The 22144-nt window shown below is 39.2% G+C and carries 23 protein-coding genes; 12 read left to right on the forward strand and 11 right to left on the reverse strand.

Annotation, left to right across the window (positions count from 1 at the left end; translation table 11 throughout):
• Positions 1-21 precede the first annotated feature (21 nt).
• The gene (gene ftsY, locus HII17_RS04160; protein WP_211185237.1) at positions 22-1266 is read right to left on the reverse strand and encodes a signal recognition particle-docking protein FtsY; all 1245 of its coding nucleotides are present in this window, start codon (positions 1264-1266) and stop codon (positions 22-24) included.
• A gap of 123 nt (positions 1267-1389) precedes the next feature.
• On the opposite strand from ftsY, the gene rsmD reads away from it, so the two are divergent.
• Positions 1390-1989, forward strand: coding sequence for a 16S rRNA (guanine(966)-N(2))-methyltransferase RsmD (gene rsmD / locus HII17_RS04170; protein ID WP_169074028.1), 600 nt, complete (start codon positions 1390-1392; stop codon positions 1987-1989).
• Here the strand turns inward: rsmD and HII17_RS04175 are convergent.
• The 4 genes from HII17_RS04175 to HII17_RS04190 all read right to left on the reverse strand — a co-directional run bounded on the left by HII17_RS04175 (position 1982) and on the right by HII17_RS04190 (position 6043).
• Complete coding sequence (locus HII17_RS04175) at positions 1982-2731, reverse strand: CPBP family intramembrane glutamic endopeptidase (protein WP_169074029.1); 750 nt, start codon at positions 2729-2731, stop codon at positions 1982-1984. The two genes, rsmD and HII17_RS04175, sit on opposite strands and share 8 nt — an antisense overlap.
• A gap of 18 nt (positions 2732-2749) precedes the next feature.
• Entirely contained in the window at positions 2750-3346 is a 597-nt protein-coding gene (locus HII17_RS04180; RefSeq protein WP_169074030.1) for a YjaG family protein, read from the reverse strand.
• Between the two features lie 91 nt (positions 3347-3437).
• A complete protein-coding gene (locus HII17_RS04185) occupies positions 3438-5150 on the reverse strand; it encodes a hypothetical protein (protein WP_169074031.1) in 1713 nt (570 codons plus the stop codon).
• A gap of 143 nt (positions 5151-5293) precedes the next feature.
• Entirely contained in the window at positions 5294-6043 is a 750-nt protein-coding gene (locus HII17_RS04190) for a SapC family protein (RefSeq protein ID WP_169074032.1), read from the reverse strand.
• Positions 6044-6250: 207 nt separating this feature from the next.
• Here HII17_RS04190 and HII17_RS04195 point away from each other — a divergent pair, with 207 nt between their 5' ends.
• Positions 6251-7114: an EamA family transporter gene (locus HII17_RS04195; RefSeq protein ID WP_169074033.1), complete on the forward strand. Its 864-nt coding sequence runs from the start codon at positions 6251-6253 to the stop codon at positions 7112-7114.
• Entirely contained in the window at positions 7104-7418 is a 315-nt protein-coding gene (locus HII17_RS04200; RefSeq protein WP_169074034.1) for a hypothetical protein, read from the forward strand. The genes HII17_RS04195 and HII17_RS04200 overlap by 11 nt, the downstream gene beginning before the upstream one ends.
• A gap of 32 nt (positions 7419-7450) precedes the next feature.
• Here the strand turns inward: HII17_RS04200 and pgi are convergent, their stop codons facing one another.
• The 5 genes from pgi to HII17_RS04225 all read right to left on the reverse strand — a co-directional run bounded on the left by pgi (position 7451) and on the right by HII17_RS04225 (position 14117).
• The gene (gene pgi, locus HII17_RS04205; protein WP_169074035.1) at positions 7451-9082 is read right to left on the reverse strand and encodes a glucose-6-phosphate isomerase; all 1632 of its coding nucleotides are present in this window, start codon (positions 9080-9082) and stop codon (positions 7451-7453) included.
• Positions 9083-9192: 110 nt separating this feature from the next.
• Complete coding sequence (locus tag HII17_RS04210) at positions 9193-11313, reverse strand: sensor domain-containing protein (RefSeq protein WP_169074036.1); 2121 nt, start codon at positions 11311-11313, stop codon at positions 9193-9195.
• On the reverse strand, positions 11303-11812 hold the full coding sequence (locus HII17_RS04215) for a Rab family GTPase (RefSeq protein ID WP_169074037.1): 510 nt from the start codon (positions 11810-11812) through the stop codon (positions 11303-11305). Before HII17_RS04215 ends, HII17_RS04210 begins: the two co-directional genes overlap by 11 nt.
• Complete coding sequence (locus HII17_RS04220; protein WP_169074038.1) at positions 11805-13547, reverse strand: OmpA family protein; 1743 nt, start codon at positions 13545-13547, stop codon at positions 11805-11807. Before HII17_RS04220 ends, HII17_RS04215 begins: the two co-directional genes overlap by 8 nt.
• A 9-nt stretch (positions 13548-13556) precedes the next feature.
• A complete protein-coding gene (locus HII17_RS04225; protein ID WP_169074039.1) occupies positions 13557-14117 on the reverse strand; it encodes a hypothetical protein in 561 nt (186 codons plus the stop codon).
• 328 nt (positions 14118-14445) lie between these two features.
• Here HII17_RS04225 and HII17_RS04230 point away from each other — a divergent pair, with 328 nt between their 5' ends.
• From HII17_RS04230 to HII17_RS04270, 9 genes are all read left to right on the forward strand, one after another.
• Entirely contained in the window at positions 14446-15990 is a 1545-nt protein-coding gene (locus HII17_RS04230) for a hydroxymethylglutaryl-CoA reductase (RefSeq protein ID WP_169074040.1), read from the forward strand.
• A gap of 145 nt (positions 15991-16135) precedes the next feature.
• A complete protein-coding gene (locus tag HII17_RS04235) occupies positions 16136-16501 on the forward strand; it encodes a phasin family protein (RefSeq protein WP_169074041.1) in 366 nt (121 codons plus the stop codon).
• 58 nt (positions 16502-16559) lie between these two features.
• A complete protein-coding gene (locus tag HII17_RS04240; RefSeq protein ID WP_169074042.1) occupies positions 16560-17117 on the forward strand; it encodes a hypothetical protein in 558 nt (185 codons plus the stop codon).
• A gap of 235 nt (positions 17118-17352) precedes the next feature.
• Complete coding sequence (locus HII17_RS04245) at positions 17353-17652, forward strand: hypothetical protein (protein WP_169074043.1); 300 nt, start codon at positions 17353-17355, stop codon at positions 17650-17652.
• Positions 17653-18082: 430 nt separating this feature from the next.
• A complete protein-coding gene (locus HII17_RS04250; protein ID WP_169074044.1) occupies positions 18083-18364 on the forward strand; it encodes a hypothetical protein in 282 nt (93 codons plus the stop codon).
• A gap of 84 nt (positions 18365-18448) precedes the next feature.
• Entirely contained in the window at positions 18449-18925 is a 477-nt protein-coding gene (locus tag HII17_RS04255) for a GrpB family protein (RefSeq protein ID WP_169074045.1), read from the forward strand.
• A gap of 50 nt (positions 18926-18975) precedes the next feature.
• The gene (locus tag HII17_RS04260; RefSeq protein ID WP_169074046.1) at positions 18976-19386 is read left to right on the forward strand and encodes an SHOCT domain-containing protein; all 411 of its coding nucleotides are present in this window, start codon (positions 18976-18978) and stop codon (positions 19384-19386) included.
• Between the two features lie 102 nt (positions 19387-19488).
• Positions 19489-20079 (forward strand): hypothetical protein, encoded by a 591-nt coding sequence (locus tag HII17_RS04265; protein WP_169074047.1) that lies wholly within the window; start codon positions 19489-19491, stop codon positions 20077-20079.
• Between the two features lie 93 nt (positions 20080-20172).
• On the forward strand, positions 20173-20607 hold the full coding sequence (locus HII17_RS04270) for a hypothetical protein (protein ID WP_169074048.1): 435 nt from the start codon (positions 20173-20175) through the stop codon (positions 20605-20607).
• A 43-nt stretch (positions 20608-20650) separates the two neighbouring features.
• Here HII17_RS04270 and HII17_RS04275 read toward each other — a convergent pair whose 3' ends face one another.
• Complete coding sequence (locus HII17_RS04275) at positions 20651-22126, reverse strand: DUF3336 domain-containing protein (protein ID WP_169074049.1); 1476 nt, start codon at positions 22124-22126, stop codon at positions 20651-20653.
• Positions 22127-22144 lie beyond the last annotated feature (18 nt).

Raw genomic sequence — 22144 nt, forward strand, 5'->3', positions numbered from 1 at the left:
CAAGTATGGTGCTAAATGCAATTATTCTTTTGCAAACAGTGCTTCGATAAAGTCATCACTATCAAAAGAACGTAAATCGTCTATACCTTCACCTACACCGATAAAACGAATTGGAATGGAATATTTATCAGCAATGGCAAAAACTACGCCGCCTTTAGCTGTACCATCTAACTTGGTTAACGTAATACCCGAAAGGTTTACCGCTTCATCGAATAATTGCGCTTGGCTCAACGCGTTTTGACCTGTACCTGCATCGATTGTCAACATAACTTCATGCGGCGCACTGTCATCTAGTTTTTTCATCACTCGAACGACTTTTTTCAGCTCTTCCATCAGGTGACCTTTGTTTTGTAGTCGACCTGCGGTGTCTGCAATCAGTACATCGGCACCACGTGCTTTCGCCGCACTTATCGCGTCAAATATGACTGAAGCACTGTCTGCACCGGTATGCTGCGCAACAACTGGAATATCATTACGCTCGCCCCATACTTGTAACTGCTCAACTGCGGCGGCACGGAAAGTATCACCTGCAGCTAACATTACTGACTTACCTTGAGCTTGAAGTTGCTTGGTTAACTTACCAATCGTCGTTGTTTTACCAACGCCATTTACGCCAACCATTAAAATGACATAAGGCGAATCACTTTTAGGAATATCTAACGGTTTTGCAACTGGTTCAATTAGCTTTTTCAGTTCTAACTTAAGCAGATCATAAAGTGCTTCAGCATCTTTTAACTGATTCCGTGAAGCAGACTCAGTTAAGGAATCAATAATCTTCATAGTGGTATCGACACCGACATCAGCCAACAGCAGATGAGTTTCTAGCTCTTCGAAAAGTTCGTCGTCAATTTTCTTACCACGGAACAAATCAAAAATACCACCACCAAGATTTTGGCGTGTTTTCGTTAAGCTTTTCTTGAGGCGAGAGAAGAAGCCGGTTTTTTCTTCTGGCTCTGGCTCTGGCTCTGGCTCTGGCTCTGGCTCTGGCTCTGGCTCTGGCTCTGGCTCTGGCTCTGGCTCTGGCTCTGGCTCTGGCTCTGGCTCTGGCTCTGGCTCTGGCTCTGGCTCTGGCTCTGGCTCTGGCTCTGGCTCTGGCTCTGGCAAGACATTATCTGCTGTACCATTTTCTTCAGCAAGCTTTTGCTGTTCAATTGGTGCTTCAACGGCTTCCTCTGTTGAGGATTCAGATGATTGCGCCTGCTCTTGTTCTTGCTCTTTTTCAGCTCCTAGACCTAACCAGGAAAATAAACCTTTTTTCTTTGCCATTGTTTTTACTATCTATTACTACACAGTAGGCCAATTTACATAGCCAACACAGAGGATAAGGGATAAAATTGGCGGCTAGTTTATCATCTAATTTACCTTCACAAAACAAAAGGCCGTGTTTAAATGAGTAAAGCTCGACGCCAAAAGCCAAATAAAGCAAGTTCCAAGGCAAAAGCAACGAATTCTATTCGTCTAATCGCAGGTAAACATAGAGGCCGTAAGTTACCTGTGTTAGATGCAGAAGGGTTGAGGCCAACAACCGATCGAGTTAAAGAAACTTTATTCAATTGGTTAATGGTCTATATCCAAGACAGTATATGTTTAGATTGTTTTGCTGGTGCTGGAAGTTTAGGGTTTGAAGCATTTTCTAGAGGTGCTGAACAGGTAACTATGCTCGAGCTTAATAAAGCTGCCGCCAATCAATTAAATGAAAATAAAGCACAGCTTAACGCTAACAATATTAACGTTGAACACACAGACACTACTCAGTACTTAAGCCAACCCAACACGTGCTTTGACATCGTGTTTGTCGATCCACCTTTTAGACAAAACTTGGCTCAACAAACTATCAATTTACTTGCCAACGGCTGGTTAAACGCAGGGGCTTTAGTTTATGTCGAAACTGAAGCTGAACTAGCGGCACCTACAACCCCAGAAAACTGGCAAATAATCAAAGAAAAAAAAGCGGGCCAAGTTGCGTGCCGCTTGTATCAGCTCACATAAAAAAATACAGCGCAACCATGGTTAAAATATTACAGACACTGTGACAAGCAATACATAAGCTGGTGCTACGATACTTTACTCTAAGCCAAGTAAAATAAAGACCCAATAGAAAAACCATCGCCACACCAATAACACTATATTGGCTGTGAATTGCTGCAAATATTAGGCTAGTGATGACTGCAGCTCCTACTGTGCCTAGCTTGGTCAGTTCAATTCGTTTAAATAAAAAGCCTCTAAAAACCAACTCTTCAACAATCGGAGCCAATGCGCACACATTTAACACGATAAACCAAACTGGAAGGGAAGAGTTTTTCAATTGCAACATAAAGGGCTCTTCTGGAATATCGAGCATAAATCCTAGCAAGGTGAATAGCCCCCAAAATAATATTGTGAGAAGCGTAATTTTCCCCCATAGACCCAACGGGTGGTATGCTAAATTGAGATAGTCCTTCACGCTAGTATTGTCACCAAAAGCGCGCACTAATAAAAATACCATAGGCAAAATAAGAAAATAGATACAAAATGTCATGGCAATCATGACTTCTACTTGTGCAAACCACGCATTAGTATTTTCAATGGCAACCATGTCGCTATAGACGCCAAACCCAAAACCAACAATTGAGCCGGGAAGAATAAATAGTACTATCGCCCAAAAGGCAGTAGCAAAGAGTGAAGGGGCTTTATTTTCTTGCTGTGATTGCATGATCACTCTATCAATATGATTGCTGGTTACTTCATCCATGAAAGTTCTCTTGTTCAATTAACCGTCAATTTCTATACCTAAATTAGACAGACCTTCTTCTAGGGCCATTGATTTCAACTGTTGGCAGGTTGCTTTGTTTTCAGGGGCTGTTTGTAGGAAATCAAACAACTCATCTTGCATAGCTTTTTCCCAAACCATTAAAGGGTGTTCATTAATTGCTTTAACGGGAATGTCTTCGCCTTCTTCCATAGATTCGGCTAGAACAAGCTCAACATAATAACTAACACTGTTATGAGACAAACGCGAAACATTAGCAAATTCGTCTGCTTCTTTATTTTGTGTGGCCTGTAACAATGACATCATCGCCATACAAACATCTAACGCAGGGAAGACACCAAAAAAATCAAACGCTTCAGGATCTGGTATTTGAAGCTCAAGCTTTTCTAACTGTGCTTGAACATTAACCTTAATTTTTTGATTACTATCGAGCTTTTGCCACAATAAGTCTAATTGATTTCGTAATATTGCAGCATCACCAAATTCAGCCGCGTGAGAAAACATAACGTAATTCGGCAACATGCGTTCTAATAACGCGCAACATAAAGCGGTTTGTTGCCAAACGCTTAGCTTAGCTAATGGTAGACGAATTGCCATATTGAAGGTCTCTTACTATTGATTGTCGCTAGTATACCAAAACAGATATAAAAAAAGCGGCAATACTGCCGCTTTGCTTTATAGAAAATGTTTACCCCTGCTGAAGTTGCTTCTGGGCATATTCGAATTTCAAACGGAATTCCCTAATTTTATCTTCTAATTCGGTAATTTCCTGTTCATGCTTAGTATTCAATTCCATATTTTCATCGCGTAGATACTTAATTGTTTCACGCGTGGTATTGTTATCTTGCTCAAACTTTTCTTTAACAGATGCGAGTTTTTGTGTCGCTTTTTGTTCAGATTCTGCTGCATCATGTAGTTGTTTATTTAGGTTTTCAATGCTGTGTTGTAAGCCTTCCACCTTTTGATTGGCAGTATTTTCGGCAGCTTCTAACTTTTCTACTTGCGAAGTTAGTGCTTGAATTTGATCTGTAAATTGCGACTCACCAGCCGCTAACTGTTGTTCAAGTTCAGTTATTGTTTGCTGACTTTCTTCTTGCTTCTTCTGGGCAAGCGTTACTTGCTCCGTTAAGGTTGCCGCCTGTTCTTTAAAATCTTTCACATGTTGTTGCAACACGTCGATATTACGTTGCAGCTCACCTTTAGAAGATTGCAATTGGTCGATTTGCTGTGTTTGACTGGTCGCTTCTGCTTGGTATTTCGCTAACACATCTTGGTGTTCAGCATTAAGTTTAGCAACACTATCAGCATGCTCTTGACCTTGTTGTTCACTAACACTTTGCGTTTTTTCTAGCTCAGCTTTAAGTTCAAGCACTTTTGCTTCCGCAAGCGCTATGTTTGATTGCGCTTTTTGCTCATTGTCGCCGAAAGAAGCCACTTGTTGGTTTAACGAAGCAATGATTTGTTCTTTTTCAATACTCGCTTGATTTGCTGCGGCTAACTGCTGCTCATATTTTGCCAGTTTTTCAGATGCCGCAGTTTGTGCTTGATTACTTTGTTCAATATTTTGTTTAGCATTTTCTGCTTCAGCTTGGCTGCTTGTTAATTGTTTCACTAACTCAGCATTATTCTGCTCCAATTCGCTAACCTTAGCTTTTAAATCAGACTGGTCTTGCTCACTGTTTTCTTGAGCTTGGTTTAATTGCTCTGTTAATGACGACACCTGACCTTCAAGGCTATCAGCTTTGCTTTGCGCCGCAGATAAGGATTTTTCCAATGCCTGAGACTCTCGACCTTGCTGTGATTGCGCATGTTCTAATGCGCTCGTCGCTTCATTTAACTTAGTATTTAGATCTGATATTTGTTGATTTTGAACTTCAAGTGTCGCAGTTTTTGCTTTATCTGACTTAAGTAAATTCTGCTCCTTTTCCGACAGCATTTTATTTTCAGCGGCAAGCGATTCTGCACTTCCTTGAGCGTCAACCAAGGCTTTTTCATTATTTTCTAAATTCGCAGTTAGGGCACTTAACGCTTCTTCAGCCTTATTCAAAGCGTCGAGTTTTTCTTTTAAAACTTGTTCTGTATCAGTCAACTTTGCTGAGTTAAGCTCAGACATATTTTTTACTTCAAGTTCACTGGCATCAAGCTTTGCCTGAATTTGTTCGATCGCTTGTTGTTGTTGCGTCGCATTATCAGAGGCTTGATTTAAGGACTTCTCTAATTGTTGCTGCTTTTCGAGTGATTCTTGAAATAGGCTGTGTTGCTGAATATCTTGCTCAGAAACAGGTGTTTGATAAGAGGACAAAATGTTTGCCATTTTCTCTTCTACTTGAATATAAACTTCACTCGCTAGGCTTTGTATTTGCTCTTCCATTTCCTTAGTGAGCTTAATCTTATCTACCATGTTTTCCTCGTTATTAACCACATAACTTAGCAATGTCCACTAAACTATCACAGCTTGTAATACTTGTTAACATTTATAAACGTTGTAGACAAACAGTAGGCATAAAAAAAGGGCCTAAAGGCCCTTTTAAAATCAAGACTTTATTACTTTTCTACAGGGACAATCTGTACGCCAGCAACTTTTTCTTCTTTACGTTCATTGCGCAATTGCGCTAAACGGTTAATTTGACCGATTGACGACAGCATAGAGTGAATTGGAATGAACAAACCACGCTTGTGGAAATCAAGCACTTGCTCATCTGTTAATTCACGTAACTTAGGTTCTTTAATTGTATGAACACCAACGATTTTTTTCTTTTCACCATTAGCAAAAGCAATAACTAACTCAACTTCTTCTAGTAAGTCAGCATCTTGCATTTCTTTGATGAACTTTTCAGTCATCACTTCATTTTCATATAAACGACCTAATGTTTCTTGAACATTTTTCATTAGATCAGTTTCGTTACCACTTTCATCAAATAATGGTAATTCTTTGTCTTCACCAACAAATTCACTATCAAGATCAACACAAGCTGTTAATGTTTTTTCTTTATCTGGGTCTAAACCTAAAGCAAATGGCGCCATACCTACGCTTTGTGGTGCATATAATGCCGTCCAGTTGTCACCATCTAAAAACAAGTTTTCTCCTGTTTCTAAACCTAACATCGCTACACTACGAAAACGCTTAGTTTCTGGGTCGTTTACGATAAATACAGGGAAGCTCATTGCTCCTTTAGCGTATTCCGCTGCAGTAATTGGCACAATATGTAAACCAGCAATGTGTTTAAGGCTGCGCTTTGCAGCAATTTTTAAGTTCTGATGTTGTTCTTTTCTAATCGGGGCTAAATTTGCCATAGCAATAATTCTCTTCTTCTAACTTTACACAATACCGCAATGGCATCTATGTTATTTTTCTTCTTGGTTAGAGCAAGACATGGTGCCGCACCATTGCGCTTTCAAGCAATTTTATTAAAAAAGTTACATATAAATTAAAAAACCTTAAAAAAACAGCGACTAGGCGCTACCATAAAACATCTAATTTATATTTCTTGGAAGCCACCATTGAAAGCACTTATTTTCGTTTCACTCCTTTGGGCATTTTCTTTTGGCTTAATAAAAGGCGAATTAACAGGTATCGCTCCAAGTTTAGTATCAGCAATTCGCCTACTATTATGTGCACTTATTTTTTTGCCTTTTATGCGCCTTTCAACAAACAACCAATTAAGCATTAAATTATTAGGGCTTGGTGCCATACAATTTGGCTTGATGTATTGGGCCTACATTCAATCTTATCAGCACCTACCTGGCTACCTAGTTGCTGTATTTACTATTTTCACTCCGATATATGTCTATCTATTACATAGTCTAATTACCAAAACCTTTTCTTCTAACCTGCTATTGGTCGTAATTGCTTCAATTATTGGCGCTGCGATCATAGTGTTTAAGGCGCCTAAAGATAATACATGGTTGACTGGATTTGCGATTTTGCAAGTGGCAAACATTGCCTTTGCACTGGGACAAGTCGGGTACAAAAGGCTTGCTGAGCAAGCTAAAAGCTCGCATTTAAATAATATGGCCATTATGTATGTAGGTGCCGCTATTTTTATGCTGATTGCAGTACTTTTTGAGCAAAGCTATGTTGATATACCTCAAATTTCAACAAGGCAATGGGCAGTCCTTTTATATTTAGGCGTAATAGCTTCTGGGCTAGGCTTTGCGGCATGGAATTACGGCGCCAAGAAAGTATCTGCACAAAAACTTGCGGTTATGAACAATGGTTATATTCCTTTTGCCGTTTTATTTTCCGTCACAATTTTTAATGAACAAGCTGATTTAAGCCGATTATTTATCGGCGCTGCTATAATATTTTGTGCCGTATGGTGGTTAGAGAAAGAGCAGGTAAGAGGTAAATATAATGGTAATTAGTCGAGTCATTTTAGGCGTTGTTTTGCTGCTTTTACCATGGCATCAGGCGTTAGCCATACCTAAGATTAAAACCGAATTTAAGCGCAACAATGAAGGGTTTATGCGCATTAAAGTCATTAACGAAACAATACGGGTACTTGCCTGCTATGTCGCCATTGATGGTAGGAGAGTGAAATTTCGCCTACCACCTAGAGGACATTCTAAGTGGTACAAAGCAACAGACAAACGTTATAACGCTAAAAACTTTAGTACCTGGTGCGATTACATCGAATTGCACCCTGAATATGAAAAATATGTATTCTAAGAAATAGCCTTGTTAACTTATTAGTGTAATTGTTACTTTCGCTGACGATAGAGTTTGACTAACCCATTTGTGGAGCCATCCATAGTAAGTGTGGAGTTTGCGTCAGACAGTTTGCTCAACACTTTATTTCCTAACGCTTTACCAAGCTCTACACCCCATTGGTCAAATGAGTTTATTTGCCAAATAACACCTTGAACAAAGACCTTTTGCTCATATAGCGCAATCAAACTACCTAGCGTTTTAGGATCAAGCTTATCAAACAATAACGTATTGCTGGGCTTATTCCCCTTCATGACTTTATGACTGGAAAGGTTCTTAATTTCCTCTGGGCTGCATTTCGCTTTTGCCATTGCAGCGATAACTTGCTCTTCTGTCTGACCTTCCATTAACGCTTGGCTTTGGCCAAAACAGTTGGCTGCTAACATGTCATGATGAGTTTTATAGTCACAATCAGGAATTAACGGCATGATAAAGTCGACTGGAATAGGCGTTTTGCTTTGGTGAATTAGCTGATGAAAAGAATGCTGACCATTGGTACCTTCACTGCCCCAAATAATAGGGCCAGTTGCATACTTAACTTCTTCATTATTCAAAGTCACCGACTTACCGTTACTTTCCATATCCAGCTGTTGAATATAAGCAGGTAAACCGCGTAAATAATGATAATAAGGCAGCAATACTTGAGATTGAGCGCCACGGAAATTGCGATACCATATACCTAATAATGCTAAGATTACCGGCATATTTTTATCTAAAGGTGCTTGTTGAAAGTGCTGATCAAGCTCAAACGCTCCTTTTAAAAATTCTTGAAAATTATCGTAACCAATAGCTAAAGCTAATGGTAAACCAATGGCTGACCATACAGAGTAGCGACCGCCAACCCAATCCCACATCGGGAATATATTCGCTTTATCAATACCAAAGGTTTCCGCCGCTTCAATATTAGTCGAGACACAAGCAAAATTATGTTTAACGTCAGCTTGTGTGGCGGTTTTTAAAAACCACTCTTTAGCTGATTGCGTGTTACGTAAGGTTTCTTGTGTCGTAAGCGTTTTAGACGACGTAACTATTAGCGTAGTTTCAGGGTTGAGGTTTGCCAAAACATCACGTAAGTGGCAGCCATCAACGTTAGCAACAAAATGCACATCCAGTTGCTTTTGGCGGTAAGGTTTTAATGCTTCTGACATAATCTTTGGACCTAAAAACGATCCGCCTATGCCAATACTAACCACATCCGTAAATGCTTTTCCGCTATAGCCTTTTCTTTCACCGGTTGACACCGACTCAACGAACTCTTTCATCTGCAACCGCGTTGCTTCAATCTCCGGCATCACATCTTTGCCATCAACATAAACCGGTTGGCCCGAGAAGTTCCTAAGTGCGGTGTGCAATACCGCTCTATGCTCTGTTACGTTAATTTCATGCCCAGAAAACATTTGGTCGCGTGTTTCAGCCACTTTATTTGCATTAGCAAGGTCAACCAGTAACGATATAGTCTCGTCAGTAATATGGTTTTTTGAATAGTCCAGCATCATACCGGCGGCAGTTAACGAAAACCGTTCAAATCGCTCGCTGTCTTTTTCAAAAAGCGATTTCATATGAACATCTTGTTGTTGATCAAAATGTTCAGTGAGTTTCTGCCATTCTGGCAACTGGGTTAACATTGGACTTCTTCCTATCTACCTATCCATTTTCAAGGAACACTATTACATAACAAAGTTACGCATTTGTGTATTAATTTTCGTGGTTAATTCGAACTTACTGTAAGAAATGCCTACTTTTGCTCAAGTGTTAAGCAAAGTCGTTCAAAAGGCTGCGGCTTACACAATAAAAAACCTTGAATAAAGTCGCAATGATTATCAGCTAAAAATTGTAGTTGGTTTTGTTGCTCAACGCCTTCCGCAACAACAAGCAAATTAAGTTTATGTGCCATCGCTATAACGGCTGAGACAATCGCTTTATCGTTTGCATCATTGGCAATATCCATAATAAAAGAGCGATCTATTTTTAACGCATTGATAGGTAAGCGCTTAAGGTATGATAAAGAGCTATAGCCTGTACCAAAGTCATCAACAGATAAGCTAATCCCAACGGCACGTAACGCCTGTAGCTGACTCAATACTGTTTCAAAATTATAGATAAGTAAGCCTTCAGTGACTTCCAACTCTATTTTTTTAGCATCAATTTTAAATTCCTGAATGGTTTGTTCAATAAAGGGGCCCAGTGTCCGATCACTAAGCTGTCGTGGCGATAAGTTGATCGCCATGCCAATATCAATACCACGATAATTTAACTCGCCAAGTGCCTGACAAGCATGTTCTATAACCCATTTGCCTAGCGGGATTATCAAACCAGTCTCTTCAGCAAGTGGAATAAAACTTCCGGGCATAACTAGACCTAGTTCAGGATGATTCCACCGCACTAATACTTCTACCTTCGCGACCTTTTTGTCTGGCGTGAAATAAATAGGCTGAAAATAGAGCTCAAATTGATTGTATTCTAGTGCGTTATCAAGCTCTTTTTTTAGTTTTAGCAGTCGTTGTGACTCTAACTCCATTTCTTCTGTATAGAAGGCATAAGGCAATTCAGCAGCGTCTTTCACATAACTCGCCGCGATACTGGTACATTTTATCAATCGCTCTACACTGTCGCCGTCTTGAGGGTAAGCCGCAACGCCAACTTTTAAGGCTATATTTAAATTATTTATTTTTTGATGGAAGTAGGGCACAAAGGTTAAATTGGTAATTCTTTCGAGGATTTTCTTACATTGCGAGTCAGTAATAACGCCCTGCAAAATTACACCAAATTCATCGCCACCAATTCTGGCAACAATATCATCTTTCTTCACCGATTTTTTAATCTGCTCAGATATCAAAAACAGCACTTCGTCGCCAATATTATGACCAAATTCATCATTAATAATTTTAAAATTAGTGATGTCCACATAAAGCACATAAAAAGGCATACCCCGAGCAATAAAGCTCTCTAAAGCATTCCAAAAATATTGCCTGTTCGGCAATTCCGTCAAATTATCAATTAACGTCAACTTTTCATTTTGTTGTTGTAGGTGCTTAACTCTAGAAATATCAGTAGCGATAAAAATCCATTGGCTTAATTTGTCTTGGCTATTTTTCACCGGAATTATCGATAACATTAGCCACTTCATACTAAAAGGCGGCTGCATCCAACAAAGTTCACCCTGCCAAGACTGATCAGAACAAATAATGCGGTTAAACTCTGGATATTGTTTATCTAACAATTGCAAAATTATGGTCAAAGCTTTGCCGTTGTCTTTATCGGCTTGTAGATTAAACAAGTTGTAAACAGCAGGGTTCTCCATCAAACAATTAAATTCGTTGTCTGCTATTAAGATGCCAGTATTTATTGCATCTACCGCCCTAGAAACCGAATCAAGAATTGATTTTAAATTGTCTGACTCAGAAACAAGTGAAGCTACACGCTCTTGTGCATAATCATGGCGAGCCAAAATATTTTCATTAGCTAATATCATTTCCCGGGCGACTTGCAGTGTTTTCTGCTTTTCATCAAATTGCTCTGCAAGGTTCTTAATGACAAGTAACTGGTATCTATCTGCCTTAATCGCTTGTGCTTCAAAATGACCTAAAACGCCATTATCAAATTGCTCTGTCCAAACACCTGAACTTAATGTATTGCTTGATGCTGTTTGCTGCCAAAAAGCTTCAGCGTCTCGAAGAAAGTCGTCTAAGAAAAGTGAGTTCCCATAAAGACTAACCGGATTACCTGCCAATAAGTTTTTTAATAACTTTGGTGACCATTCAGTATCATTAAATATCGTGTCAAACTGCCCGCTTCCTTGAAATTTAAAGGCAATGCAATCAATCGACTTTAGTACCTGATTGAGATCATTCTCCATTAGGCTCACACTCCATTGAGGCTTGCTTAGCAATTAATTCAAATAACTTTTCGACATTATCACCAGCTTTAGCGCTTGTTGTGATCACATGACTAAACTCAAAATCAGCCAATGAATCTAGTTGTATTTGGGTTAGTTTAGACGGTAAATCAGATTTATTTATCACTAAATATGCCGGCGACTGACTGACTACTTTTGCTTGCTGATAAAGTGAAATGGCATCTTCTAACGTATCAGGCCGGCTCTGATCTAACACAACAATGTAGGCTGCAGCGCCATTTAGGTACCTTGGATTAAACCCACTAAATTTATCAGTTCCCTCAATGTCCCACACTAATAACTGCACAGCTGATTCATCAAAATCAATTTGTTTTTTATCAATTTTGACACCAATTGTAGTCAAGTATTTTTCTGAGAAAATACCATCTACGAAACGGCGAACTAAACTCGTTTTTCCGACAGCCGAGCCACCAATCAAACAAATTTTTAAACTAATCATTTGCGTTCCTTGCTTGGTTTTGCGGGCTTAAGCTAATCAGTGAGAACATTACTGCACGTGCTTCAAATTCAACTTGAGCAAATGGTACCTCTCCAATACCTACAGCATGCAGCATATTGTTAGGCACTCCTTCAGCAACCAAGCTCAACTTAACCTGTTCAGCCCTTTGTTGGCTTAGCGCTAAATTTTGCGCCTGATTCCCTGTACTATCGCTATAGCCTGAAATAACGATGCCTATCGGTACTGATAATTGCTTTGCCAATTGTATTAAATTAAGTATATGCACTTTAGCTGACACTACAAAAGGCAACATATTGCTGGCTATATCAGCACTTTGTTTATCAAATGTAATGGTAAGTGATGCCAGTTCCTTCTTTAATTGATCAAACAATAATGTTGCCGCTTGGTTCTCACTCATTTGAGGTTGTCTAATCGGTCTTACCGCTGCAGTATTTAGTTGATTTATCCCTGGAATTGAATTCAGTTCACTTAACAACTGGTTGGAAAGCTGGCGACTATTACCACCGGTTAGCCTTAATTCGTTACCCTCAATATGAAACTTAAACTCAGTATTGCCCAATATTTTTTGCGCTTTTAAATGAATAACTTCCGGTGCTAATGATGCGAAGCGCTTTTCAATAATAACAATATTGGCTAAATCCAGTTCATTACTCGCTAGCCAACTTTTAGTGTGAACAGCCACTGGATCGCGCATTATCGTTAGCAGAATATTGCCACTGTCAGTTTCTACACTTTCTAAATGCAAGCCTGGGGTTGTTGGCATCGCCATTAAAGCATTTACAACTTGCTGTGTTTTCCATTGCTGAAAGCCCAAATAACTTAATGGCAGCATTAAAATAGCGAGTAAAGCAATTGCTAACCACGGCGCCTTTTTTTCTTGCTCACTTTGGTTAAGTTCAGACAATAAACAGCTACGTAGATGCGATTCAGTTTTTATAAAAGGTGCGGTATCACCAACAAATTCATCAAGCTCAGTAAAATATAACTGGTGAATGTCATCTAATGTTTGCTGAAGATGTGTTTGTAGCTCGACAGGAGGAATTCCCGAAACAGCGGCCACTAAAATAGCCTTAGGAGAATTTGCCAGTACCAAAGTTAATTCTTGTGTTTTTATGGTATCAAGTATGACTTCTTCGTTGTGTTTAAATGAATCCATCATAAAGTCATTAATGGCGGTTAACATCGCAGAGGTTAACTCTGGGTCGTTGCATTCACTTTGTTCGGCTGCAACATCAAGTAGCAAGGTGCCTGATGTTTTGTGAATTAACAGCACATCTTCTACCCGATAAACAAAGGTTTGTTTTAGAATATACTGAGTAAAGGAAACACCTTGACGCCATGCTGCTATGCGCCACTTTATGCCTTTAAGGGTAAGGCTATATTCTATTAAGTGATTGAGTTTTTCTAAAAAGCTATTGAAAAAAACACTGACAGACTTTCGTACCAGACTTCCTACTACGGGATACATAGCATCAACGAAAGTGGCTTTATTATTTTCTATACTTTGCGAGATGGCATTCTCCATCATAGGCGCGATAGTTTTCACTAAGCTGCCATCTTTAGCCTGCCGATCATGTATCGCTTCAGTTACGACTTCACCTACTATATTCCTAGCATCTTTTCGCACAGCATCGGTGATCAGCTCGTTATTCTCGCCTAACAGCAATGACTGGACATTTTTAATGTCGGAATTTGGCACAGACTTATTATCCATTGACGAGTATTACGCTTTCGAATTCTGCTCAGCAGCAGAGTCTGCCCCTTGGCTGGATATTTTTTCCGCTGCCTGCACCAACACTTCAGCCAATAAAGAACGATCTGCTTTGTTATGCTCAAGCGACGCTGCAATTTGATCTATTTTGTCAGTGAGTGAAGAGAACTGTTGTTCGAGGTGCTCATTGAGTTTATCAGCATCACTCGCTAATTTTTCCTGCAATGTTTTCGATGACTGTGCAACTGACTTTTCAAAGCTCGCAAGTTGCTGTGCGGTTGATTCGGCAAAACCTTGTAATTGATCTTCTCGTTCATTATGCAGGTGATCAAAATCATTCAATTGATTAGTCAATAAATCAAACTGCTTATCCATATCTGTTTTTAGATTGGTAAGCTCTTGATTAATGAAGGCATTTAATTGCTCTATTTGAATAGAGTTTTTCTGTTCAATATCTTTGAAGTGTGCTTCAAACTCCTTTTTATCTTCACCAAATAATATATCTCTAAGTTGACCGAGCTGGTTACTTAATTCCGGTGTTGTATCATGACCGTTCGCTGCTTGTTTACCCACAAGGCTCTCCCTACTTTATGTCTGCTTAGCGCAAGGCTTACTTAATATGACAACGACAAAACCTGTCCTTAATGATTGTAGACGCTTTTTTGAGCAAATTGTTGTTTTTAACATCGTTTTTTAACCAGTATTTAACAAAAAGCTATTTTAAATCTTATTTTCTAAGCCAAATCTGTTCATAAAATTAAAACTTATGGTTAAAAAGTAACAAGAACTTGATATTGAACAAGAATAGTTTTTCCAAACTGATCCATTGTTTAAATATTGTGCAATACTTTTTTATTACACAATTGGAGAATTACACTAATAATCAGCAAGAGAAGGCCTTATGTTTGTACCTAGCATGTTACTTAAACAACTATATACGCGCGGCAGTTTATCGAACACAGATTCAGGATTGTCATTTTTACTAAAAAACCGCTTAAAAGATGCCAAAATCAAAGAGCTGATTAGCATTAAGATTAATGGACAAGAATTTCACCCAGACAACATTTCGTTAAAAATTGCTGGTAGTGACACGATAGCCGCTTCTACGTTAAACAACGACGGGCATCTAGACTTTCCACTGCGTTCTGTCGCACAGTTTTTAATTGACCATGATGAAGAGCTACCATTTGAAAAACATGAAATTGAAATTTCTTTCCGCGCCTCGCCATTTGGTAAATTAAGTTTCAAAGTCGAAGACTCCATTTCTGAGTGCACTAAACACTTAACACGCATGCCACGTAACGATATGGATGACTACGGTGAAGACGTCATAAAACAACGCCAAGCGTTTGTAAAAGAATACACAGGCGTTGAGCTCAAGCATGCGCCGCAATATTCTGTCGATCCAAAAACGTTAGGCGGCAATATCGAAAACTTTACCGGCGTAGCACAAGTACCTATGGGCTTTGCAGGGCCAATAAAAGTAAATGGTGAACACGCCGATGGTGAATATCTCATTCCAATGGCTACCACAGAAGGTACGTTAATCGCTTCATATAATCGTGGCATAAAAGTCGCCAACCTTTGTGGTGGCATAAAGGCCACCGTTGTTGATGATGCCATGCAACGGGCGCCTGTATTCGTCTTTGAAGATGCTCGGGGTGCAAAAAGCTTCATTAAGTGGTTGCGTGAATACTTCCCTAAAATCAAAGAAGAAGCCGAAGCCACCTCATCGGTTGCTGAGTTAACCTATATTGATAACTTTTTTGCCAGCAAATTTGCTTACTGTCGCTTTAATTTTAAAACTGGCGATGCGGCAGGACAAAACATGGTAGGGCGAGCAACCTTTGCTGCCTGTAGCTGGATATTAGATCACTATGACGGCATTAAAGATTTTTATTTAGAATCAAACTTCGCGACCGATAAAAAAGCGTCGCAAATTAATATTATGCGCACGCGTGGTAAACGGGTGATCGCAGAAATCACCTTGAAAAAAGACATACTTATTCAAAACATGCGAGTAGATCCAAAACAGCTCGACTACCATGCCAGAGTGGCGGGTGTCGGTTCGTTCTTATCTGGTGTTAATAATACAGGCCTACATTCACCTAATGGCATTACCGCAATGTTTATTGCGACAGGTCAGGATGTAGCGAACGTTTCTGAATCTTCGGCGGCTGTACTTTATACCGAGCTAACCGATGATGGCGACTTATACCTTTCGATTACTATCCCATCGTTAATCGTCGCCACCTATGGCGGAGGTACTGGCATCGGCAGTCAAAAAGAAGCGTTAGAAACCATGGACTGTTATGGCAAAGGACGCGTTATGAAGTTTGCCGAAATTGTCGCCTCTGTTGTATTAGCAGGCGAAATATCACTAGCGTCGGCAATCTCGTCGTCCGACTGGGTTTCGTCCCACGAAAAATACGGTCGCAATAGATAAACACATGCTTAGCTGGCGGTTTTTCTACCGCCAGCCCTTTATTTTTATACAAATAAAAAATATTTAAAAAAGTTCAAGAATTAGACAGCGGTTTCTAATTTTCACTTTTACTATATACACATACCCCGAAAAAGGAGATTGAAAAATGACTAAGATCGAAGCAATCAAAACAAAAGTAAATGAAGCAGAAGACCTAGCTCGTAAAATTTGGTTAGCAGGTATTGGCGCATACGGTAAAGGGTTTGACGAAGCGCAAGAGCAGTACGAAAAACTAAATACCGAAGCAACTAAGTTATTTGAAGAGCTTGTTGAAAAAGGTGAAAAGCTAGAAGTTGAAGCAAAAGACAAATTCGAAGCTGAAAAAGAAAAAGTGAAGAATAATGTTGATGCTCGTGTAGCTGAAGTTAGAACTAAACTCGGTTTAGACGCTGACGATACTGACAAGAAAATTGAAGAATTGTCGGCTAAAATCGACGCATTAACCGATGCTGTAGCAAAACTTGCTAAGTAACTAAAATCTGGAACCAATAATCAGTATTGTTGGTTCCAGTTAACTTGAGGTATAGATCATGACTAATTTAAAAGCGCTTGAAAAAACAGGCCGTAAAGCTTGGTTAGCCACTATTGGTACATATGCCAAGGGTTGGGAAATCATATCCGGTAAAGTCAGCACAACATTTGACGATACTAACCAATTAGTAAACGAGCTAATTGAAAACGGCGAAAAAATTGAAGCCGACTTAAAAGAAAAAATTAAAAGTAATAATGTACTCGACAATAAAATTGCTGAGCTAAAAGTAAAACTTGGTGTTGAAGCAAGTGCTGATGATAAATTAGCCGTGCTGAGTAAAAAGGTTGATGCGCTAACCGAAGCGGTAGAAAAGTTAGTGGCAGTTCGTTCGCAAAAAGCAATAGAAGCCAAAGCTCCAGCCAAGAAAAGTCCAGCAAAGCGCGCACCAGCTAAAACAGTGGCTAAAACAACAGCTAAGAAGCCTGTTGCTGCCAAAAAAGAAGTACCAGTAGCAACTAAAAAGCCGACAACTAAAGCAGCACCAAAGGCCAAAACTGCACCTAAGACTGCAGCAGCCAAAACCACTGCCCAAAAGCCAGCGGCCGACACTAAGTAAATATTACCCCTAATTAATTAAAGGCGTTTAGGTATTTAACCTAGACGCCTTTTTTGTATTGGATAACCACGTACAAGTTTGATTTAGCGACTAACTAGCCAATTAAACTGATGTATTGTTAATTTAACAAATTGATTTATTAGAATTTTCTGTTAATTTAAAGACAAGTTTGTAGGCGGAAATTACTGAGGCGTCTAAATAAGCGCTAGCTGTTCCAGGAAGACATGGAGGTTTAATGAGGTTTATAGTATCCGTATTAATTTTATTTGTTTGTGGTTGCGCAAGCGTCAAAGATAATTATGTGTTATCAGGCAGCGTAGTTACCAATAGCACGTCAAATATATCAGACGCCGCAACAACATATATATCATCATTGACATTAAAAAACTGTGCCGTTAGAGCAAGGTATGTAGATAATCAATTTCATATTAAGTTTGGCAATCGACATATCACAGCTACTGGTTATTCAATACATCACCTAAATAACGGTAACTGTGAATTAACATTACAAAATGGCCAAAATAAAAACAGCTAACAAATTGTTCAAGCAGGGCTGTAGTTTGGCTAGATTTCGCTTCACAAGTATAACCAACATTATTTCGTTCATTAAAAATGGCGTTATTAAGCTATAAGTGTCTCAATCAAATATCGAAAATTAAAAAAATTACCCATGATTTATTTTGAAATTATTGCGTCGGTGATTTTTGTCATACTGACAACAGTAGGATATAGAAAGAGCTGTCGTAATTTGATGCTTGTTGCGTCTATTTTTTTATTAGTAGGGCTTGCTGGACCTGACTTTGTAAAGGGGTTTCAAGAAGGTATTAATGCTAGCGATAAAGCTTCATAAAAAGCCGTTTAAGCGAACAAATTTCAGTTAGCTGATTTCGCTCTGCTCAAGATTATAGCCAACCAAATTTGCCTGACAACGAGGGCTTTATATATCAGTACAAGAGGGAAGAATCATGCAAAAATCAGAATTTTTAGAGCGTGTTGACTCATACTTTAGAAGAAAGCGAGTAGAGCGCTGGTCACTGTCTGTGCTATCAGTTACTTGCCTACTAACTGCATTTGAAATTCAGCCTATCTCTAACTTCATTATAAATAGTTGGAGCTTTTCCAAAGATGTGTTTTTAATCATAGGTGGCCTTTCTGGTGGAGCAGCAATAAAAACTTGGCTAGAAACAGGCAGTATGTATTTACTGCATTCTGCAAAAGATATTATAAATGGTGAAAATGACATATAAAAAGCCATTACGGCAGCGGGATGGCTAATAGCTTGCTCGCTTTACTTTTTTGCAAGCTATTATCAGTTAGAGCACACTTAAGTTATGTATTTATTTCCGCATGATAATAAATGGACAGCAGAGTTTGAAAAAGAGAAAAATTCAATAATTTCTGCGTATGGAGCAGAAATTGAAATTTATCATATCGGCTCTACTGCGATTAAAGGGTTATATGCGAAAAATTGCTTAGACTTGTTAGGCGTTGTCGAAAAGATTTCAGAGGTTTCAACCTTAAAGCAAAGTATTATTAACCTTGGTTATGATTACAAAGGTGAATACGGTATTTCAGGAAGAGAGTACTTTTCTAAAAAACAACGAAAAGTTCATTTGCACATTTTCCAAATTGGTGATGCAAATGTACAAAAGCACTTGAATTTCGTTAAGGTGATGAAAGGTAACAAAGAGCTAATTACTGAATTAAATCAGGTTAAACAAAACTTACATGCTAAGTACCCAAACGATAAAGAGTCTTATCAAAAAGAAAAAGAGTTCTTTTATAACCGTATAAATAAAGTGCTCTAACAAGCCATTGGGTGCAGGGCGTTAGCTACTCAAGGAGATTTAGAGTAATAATGAGAATCAACGGAACATCAAAAACGAAAGAGTCTAAATATAATTCAACCGTAGGTTTAATTGTTAGCATAGGAATGCTTCTATTTGCCTTTATGGCTTTTGATTTCTCAGAGATGCCCGCGTTTGGTAAGTTATTCATCGTGATTTGGATTTTTGTTGTATGTGCGCAAATATACCAATCTTATCGAAATTCAATATTTTCTAATCAAAGCCTTCATCATGAGGTAACAGATCATAATTTAAAAGTGTCAGGTTTTAATAAACAAAACACGTCGAATACGACAACTCCAGATAAAAGCCATGCTATGCGTCTTCGCCAGATCGAACAATTGTATCGTGAAGGTCTTCTTACCACTGAAGAGTATGAATCCAAGAGACAAGATGTACTTGATGAGGATTGGGGTAAATAGCTAACAAGCAATTATACGTCTCATAGTAAGGCGTTACCTGTATCAATTGAACCGTAAAGTTGTAGTGTTGTTATAGCAAAAATAGTTAAAAGGAAATTTGAAATGCGAAGTAAATATTTGCTTATTTGTACGTTTATCATACTGAGTGGTTTTGCAAGTAAAACGTGCTTTGCTGACACAGAACAGCCGACGCTAGCAGATTACAAAAGTGGTGAAAAATGGGTTTGGAAATATAAAGGGGTTACTTCAGCCGGGGAAGTCCGTGCAGACGGAAAAGATACCAAAAAAATAGTAAGCCAAAATGGCGACCTAAAAATGGTAACTCTACATAGTACGATTCCACTAACCGATATTGTTAAACCCAATAAAAGCAAAACTCCTAGGTACAGCTGGCCATTAAGTGTAGGCAAGACATGGACTTTTGAAGAGCATTGGACAAGCGAAGACGGTACCAAAGGTTCAACCATACAAGATGCTGAAATTATATCTTTTAAGGAAGAAACGGTAGCCGCAGGAACCTTTATGGCTTACACCATCAAATACAAAGGAAAAATTACAAACTCTCGAGGCTATAGTGCTGACACAGAAGATGTGTACTTATACGCGCCAAGGTTGAAAACATTTATAAAGCTAACTCAAATACAAAAAGATTATTTGTATGTTGAAGAGCTCATTGAATATTCTGATAAATAAAAGCTCACAAAGCATTTATATTTTACTGGTGAAATTTAGAATGCTGATAGTCAATAGTGAGTAAGAAGTTAATGCACATTAAAAAGGAAAAGCATGCCAAGAAATAATGTACTGATAATTGCCGGTTGTTTAAGTTTTTTGGCAGCGGTACTCCACATTAGTTGTATCTTTGGTGGCCCAGAATGGTATCGCTTTTTTGGCGCTGGTGAAAGAATGGCACAAATGGCGGCGGCTGGTGACAGCTACCCAACAATTGCGACATTAGTTATCGCGGCTATTTTGAGTGGTTGGGGTTTTTATGCATTTTCTGGCGCCGGCTTGATAGTAAAACTACCGTTATTAAAAACATGCTTAGTATTAATAACGGCAGTTTACTTAATTCGCGGAGTAGCAGGATTAATTCTACCCTTCGTTACCTCAGACCCAGTAGTACATCAAAACTCCATTACTTTTTGGGTAGTGAGCTCCATTATTTGTTGTATTTATGGCACTTTCTATTTATTGGGCACCAAGCAGCTTTTTCGGTAATAAGCGATGCAAGTAAAACTAATCTATAGGAATTGCTTACTATTTAACGGCTACTCACCAACCTTAGTTCATGCTCATGGTGCAAACGTTCTTGCTCTTGCACCCTGAGTTGTCTTAAGTACTGATCAAACGTTTTGCTAATACGTGTACTGCGCTCAATTAACTCGAGTTGGCTCCAAGTGGCTCGTTCAGCGGTTGAGATTAAATGGGTAATACTTTCTTGTGTTGGGTTTGACAGCACATAGGCTAAATTTCTAAAGCCACGTGCCGGCAGAATATTGATATCTCCGACATATTGCTGATCGATTATCGATCTCACTTTATGAATACCCATTTTTGCCGTTTTACCGGTCACCATATTTTCCACCATATCGCAGGCGTAAACACTGTTGGTTTTTAACATTTTAACAAAGTGACGCTTAGTTAAGGCAAAGACGCCATTACTGTGTTTTTTAGTGCGCGATAAAAACGGCACTGCTAATGGGTTAGTTTGGCTGACAATACTATGGTTAACACCATATAGGCGGGCAAGTCGATTAAATGGCATATCGGCCATCACCGAACCATCAGCAAACTTGCGATTCGGGATATATGGCACAACTTCGCCGGCCTGGTTTTTCGCTTTTAGCTGTACAGGGCTAAACATATAAGGCACAGCGCAAGACGCTCTAACCGCTTGCGTGATAATTGCATTGGGAGAAGTACGCGCATTTAACAGCCTTGAGTACTGGTGTAAATCGGCAGGCGATACCGTCACAGTAATATGACGACCAGTTTTGTTAAACGCCTCTTCAAATGTCGTTAGGTCAAACAGTTCAATTAGGGCATTTTCTAAGTTGGTGCTATCTAGCAATGACTCTTCAAACACCCCCTTCCAAACCCCCCAACGATGAAACTTCTCATAAATGGACTCAGGCGTAAGAATATCGATAAGTTCTTCATCGGTTCGTGTACCGATAAGCGCCGCCATAATTGAACCAGCACTAGCGCCAGACACGACATTGGGTAATAAATTCTGTTCTGTTAACGCCTTAATAACGCCAGCATGGAAGAAGCCTAAGCCTGCGCCACCGCTTAACATTAAACAGCTTTGACCAAAGGCGTGGCTGGTTTCTTCAAAAAAAGCCAGTTTGTCATAAAAGTCGACTTCGGTTTCGTCGGCCTGGTAAATAAATTCCATAGCACCGACAACTTCTGAAAGGAACTCTTCAATTAAGTCTTTAGTGCCAAGCTTGGAGTGGTTCGCCAATTCTGGATTGGCGATATTACCTAAATTGCCATGAATACCTTCATGTAGAATAAACATTAGACTGGCCGCATCTTTTTTCTCTTTTGCAGCACGAATGCGGTTTACTCGCTTACGTATTAACTTGTAGTCGTATAAATCGCACGCTTCTTCTTGCTGCCAATCGCGGGCACCAGATAATATATCGTGCTCAGCACAAGCTTCTTTGTACTCTTGATAACTCTGCGCATTATCGATTGCTTGTTCAAGACTGTTTAGTGTTTGCTTGCTCATAATAACTACCTATGATTA

Origin of the sequence: Thalassotalea algicola (assembly GCF_012932965.1) — a bacterium.
Lineage (GTDB): Bacteria > Pseudomonadota > Gammaproteobacteria > Enterobacterales > Alteromonadaceae > Thalassotalea_F > Thalassotalea_F algicola.

Bases quoted from the DNA above. Each gene is read 5' to 3' on its own strand.
- HII17_RS04190 (WP_169074032.1), bottom strand. From the start codon at position 6,043: ATGGCAAATTTAGCCCCGATTAGAAAAGAACAACATCAGAACTTAAAA.
- HII17_RS04215 (WP_169074037.1), bottom strand. From the start codon at position 11,812: ATGATTAGTTTAAAAATTTGTTTGATTGGTGGCTCGGCTGTCGGAAAA.
- HII17_RS04230 (WP_169074040.1), top strand. From the start codon at position 14,446: ATGTTTGTACCTAGCATGTTACTTAAACAACTATATACGCGCGGCAGT.
- HII17_RS04185 (WP_169074031.1), bottom strand. From the start codon at position 5,150: ATGGTAGATAAGATTAAGCTCACTAAGGAAATGGAAGAGCAAATACAA.
- HII17_RS04260 (WP_169074046.1), top strand. From the start codon at position 18,976: ATGAGAATCAACGGAACATCAAAAACGAAAGAGTCTAAATATAATTCA.
- HII17_RS04175 (WP_169074029.1), bottom strand. From the start codon at position 2,731: ATGGATGAAGTAACCAGCAATCATATTGATAGAGTGATCATGCAATCA.
- HII17_RS04220 (WP_169074038.1), bottom strand. From the start codon at position 13,547: ATGGATAATAAGTCTGTGCCAAATTCCGACATTAAAAATGTCCAGTCA.
- HII17_RS04250 (WP_169074044.1), top strand. From the start codon at position 18,083: ATGCAAAAATCAGAATTTTTAGAGCGTGTTGACTCATACTTTAGAAGA.
- HII17_RS04265 (WP_169074047.1), top strand. From the start codon at position 19,489: ATGCGAAGTAAATATTTGCTTATTTGTACGTTTATCATACTGAGTGGT.
- HII17_RS04210 (WP_169074036.1), bottom strand. From the start codon at position 11,313: ATGGAGAATGATCTCAATCAGGTACTAAAGTCGATTGATTGCATTGCC.
- rsmD (WP_169074028.1), top strand. From the start codon at position 1,390: ATGAGTAAAGCTCGACGCCAAAAGCCAAATAAAGCAAGTTCCAAGGCA.
- HII17_RS04235 (WP_169074041.1), top strand. From the start codon at position 16,136: ATGACTAAGATCGAAGCAATCAAAACAAAAGTAAATGAAGCAGAAGAC.
- HII17_RS04270 (WP_169074048.1), top strand. From the start codon at position 20,173: ATGCCAAGAAATAATGTACTGATAATTGCCGGTTGTTTAAGTTTTTTG.
- ftsY (WP_211185237.1), bottom strand. From the start codon at position 1,266: ATGGCAAAGAAAAAAGGTTTATTTTCCTGGTTAGGTCTAGGAGCTGAA.
- HII17_RS04180 (WP_169074030.1), bottom strand. From the start codon at position 3,346: ATGGCAATTCGTCTACCATTAGCTAAGCTAAGCGTTTGGCAACAAACC.
- HII17_RS04240 (WP_169074042.1), top strand. From the start codon at position 16,560: ATGACTAATTTAAAAGCGCTTGAAAAAACAGGCCGTAAAGCTTGGTTA.
- HII17_RS04245 (WP_169074043.1), top strand. From the start codon at position 17,353: ATGAGGTTTATAGTATCCGTATTAATTTTATTTGTTTGTGGTTGCGCA.
- HII17_RS04200 (WP_169074034.1), top strand. From the start codon at position 7,104: ATGGTAATTAGTCGAGTCATTTTAGGCGTTGTTTTGCTGCTTTTACCA.
- pgi (WP_169074035.1), bottom strand. From the start codon at position 9,082: ATGTTAACCCAGTTGCCAGAATGGCAGAAACTCACTGAACATTTTGAT.
- HII17_RS04255 (WP_169074045.1), top strand. From the start codon at position 18,449: ATGTATTTATTTCCGCATGATAATAAATGGACAGCAGAGTTTGAAAAA.
- HII17_RS04275 (WP_169074049.1), bottom strand. From the start codon at position 22,126: ATGAGCAAGCAAACACTAAACAGTCTTGAACAAGCAATCGATAATGCG.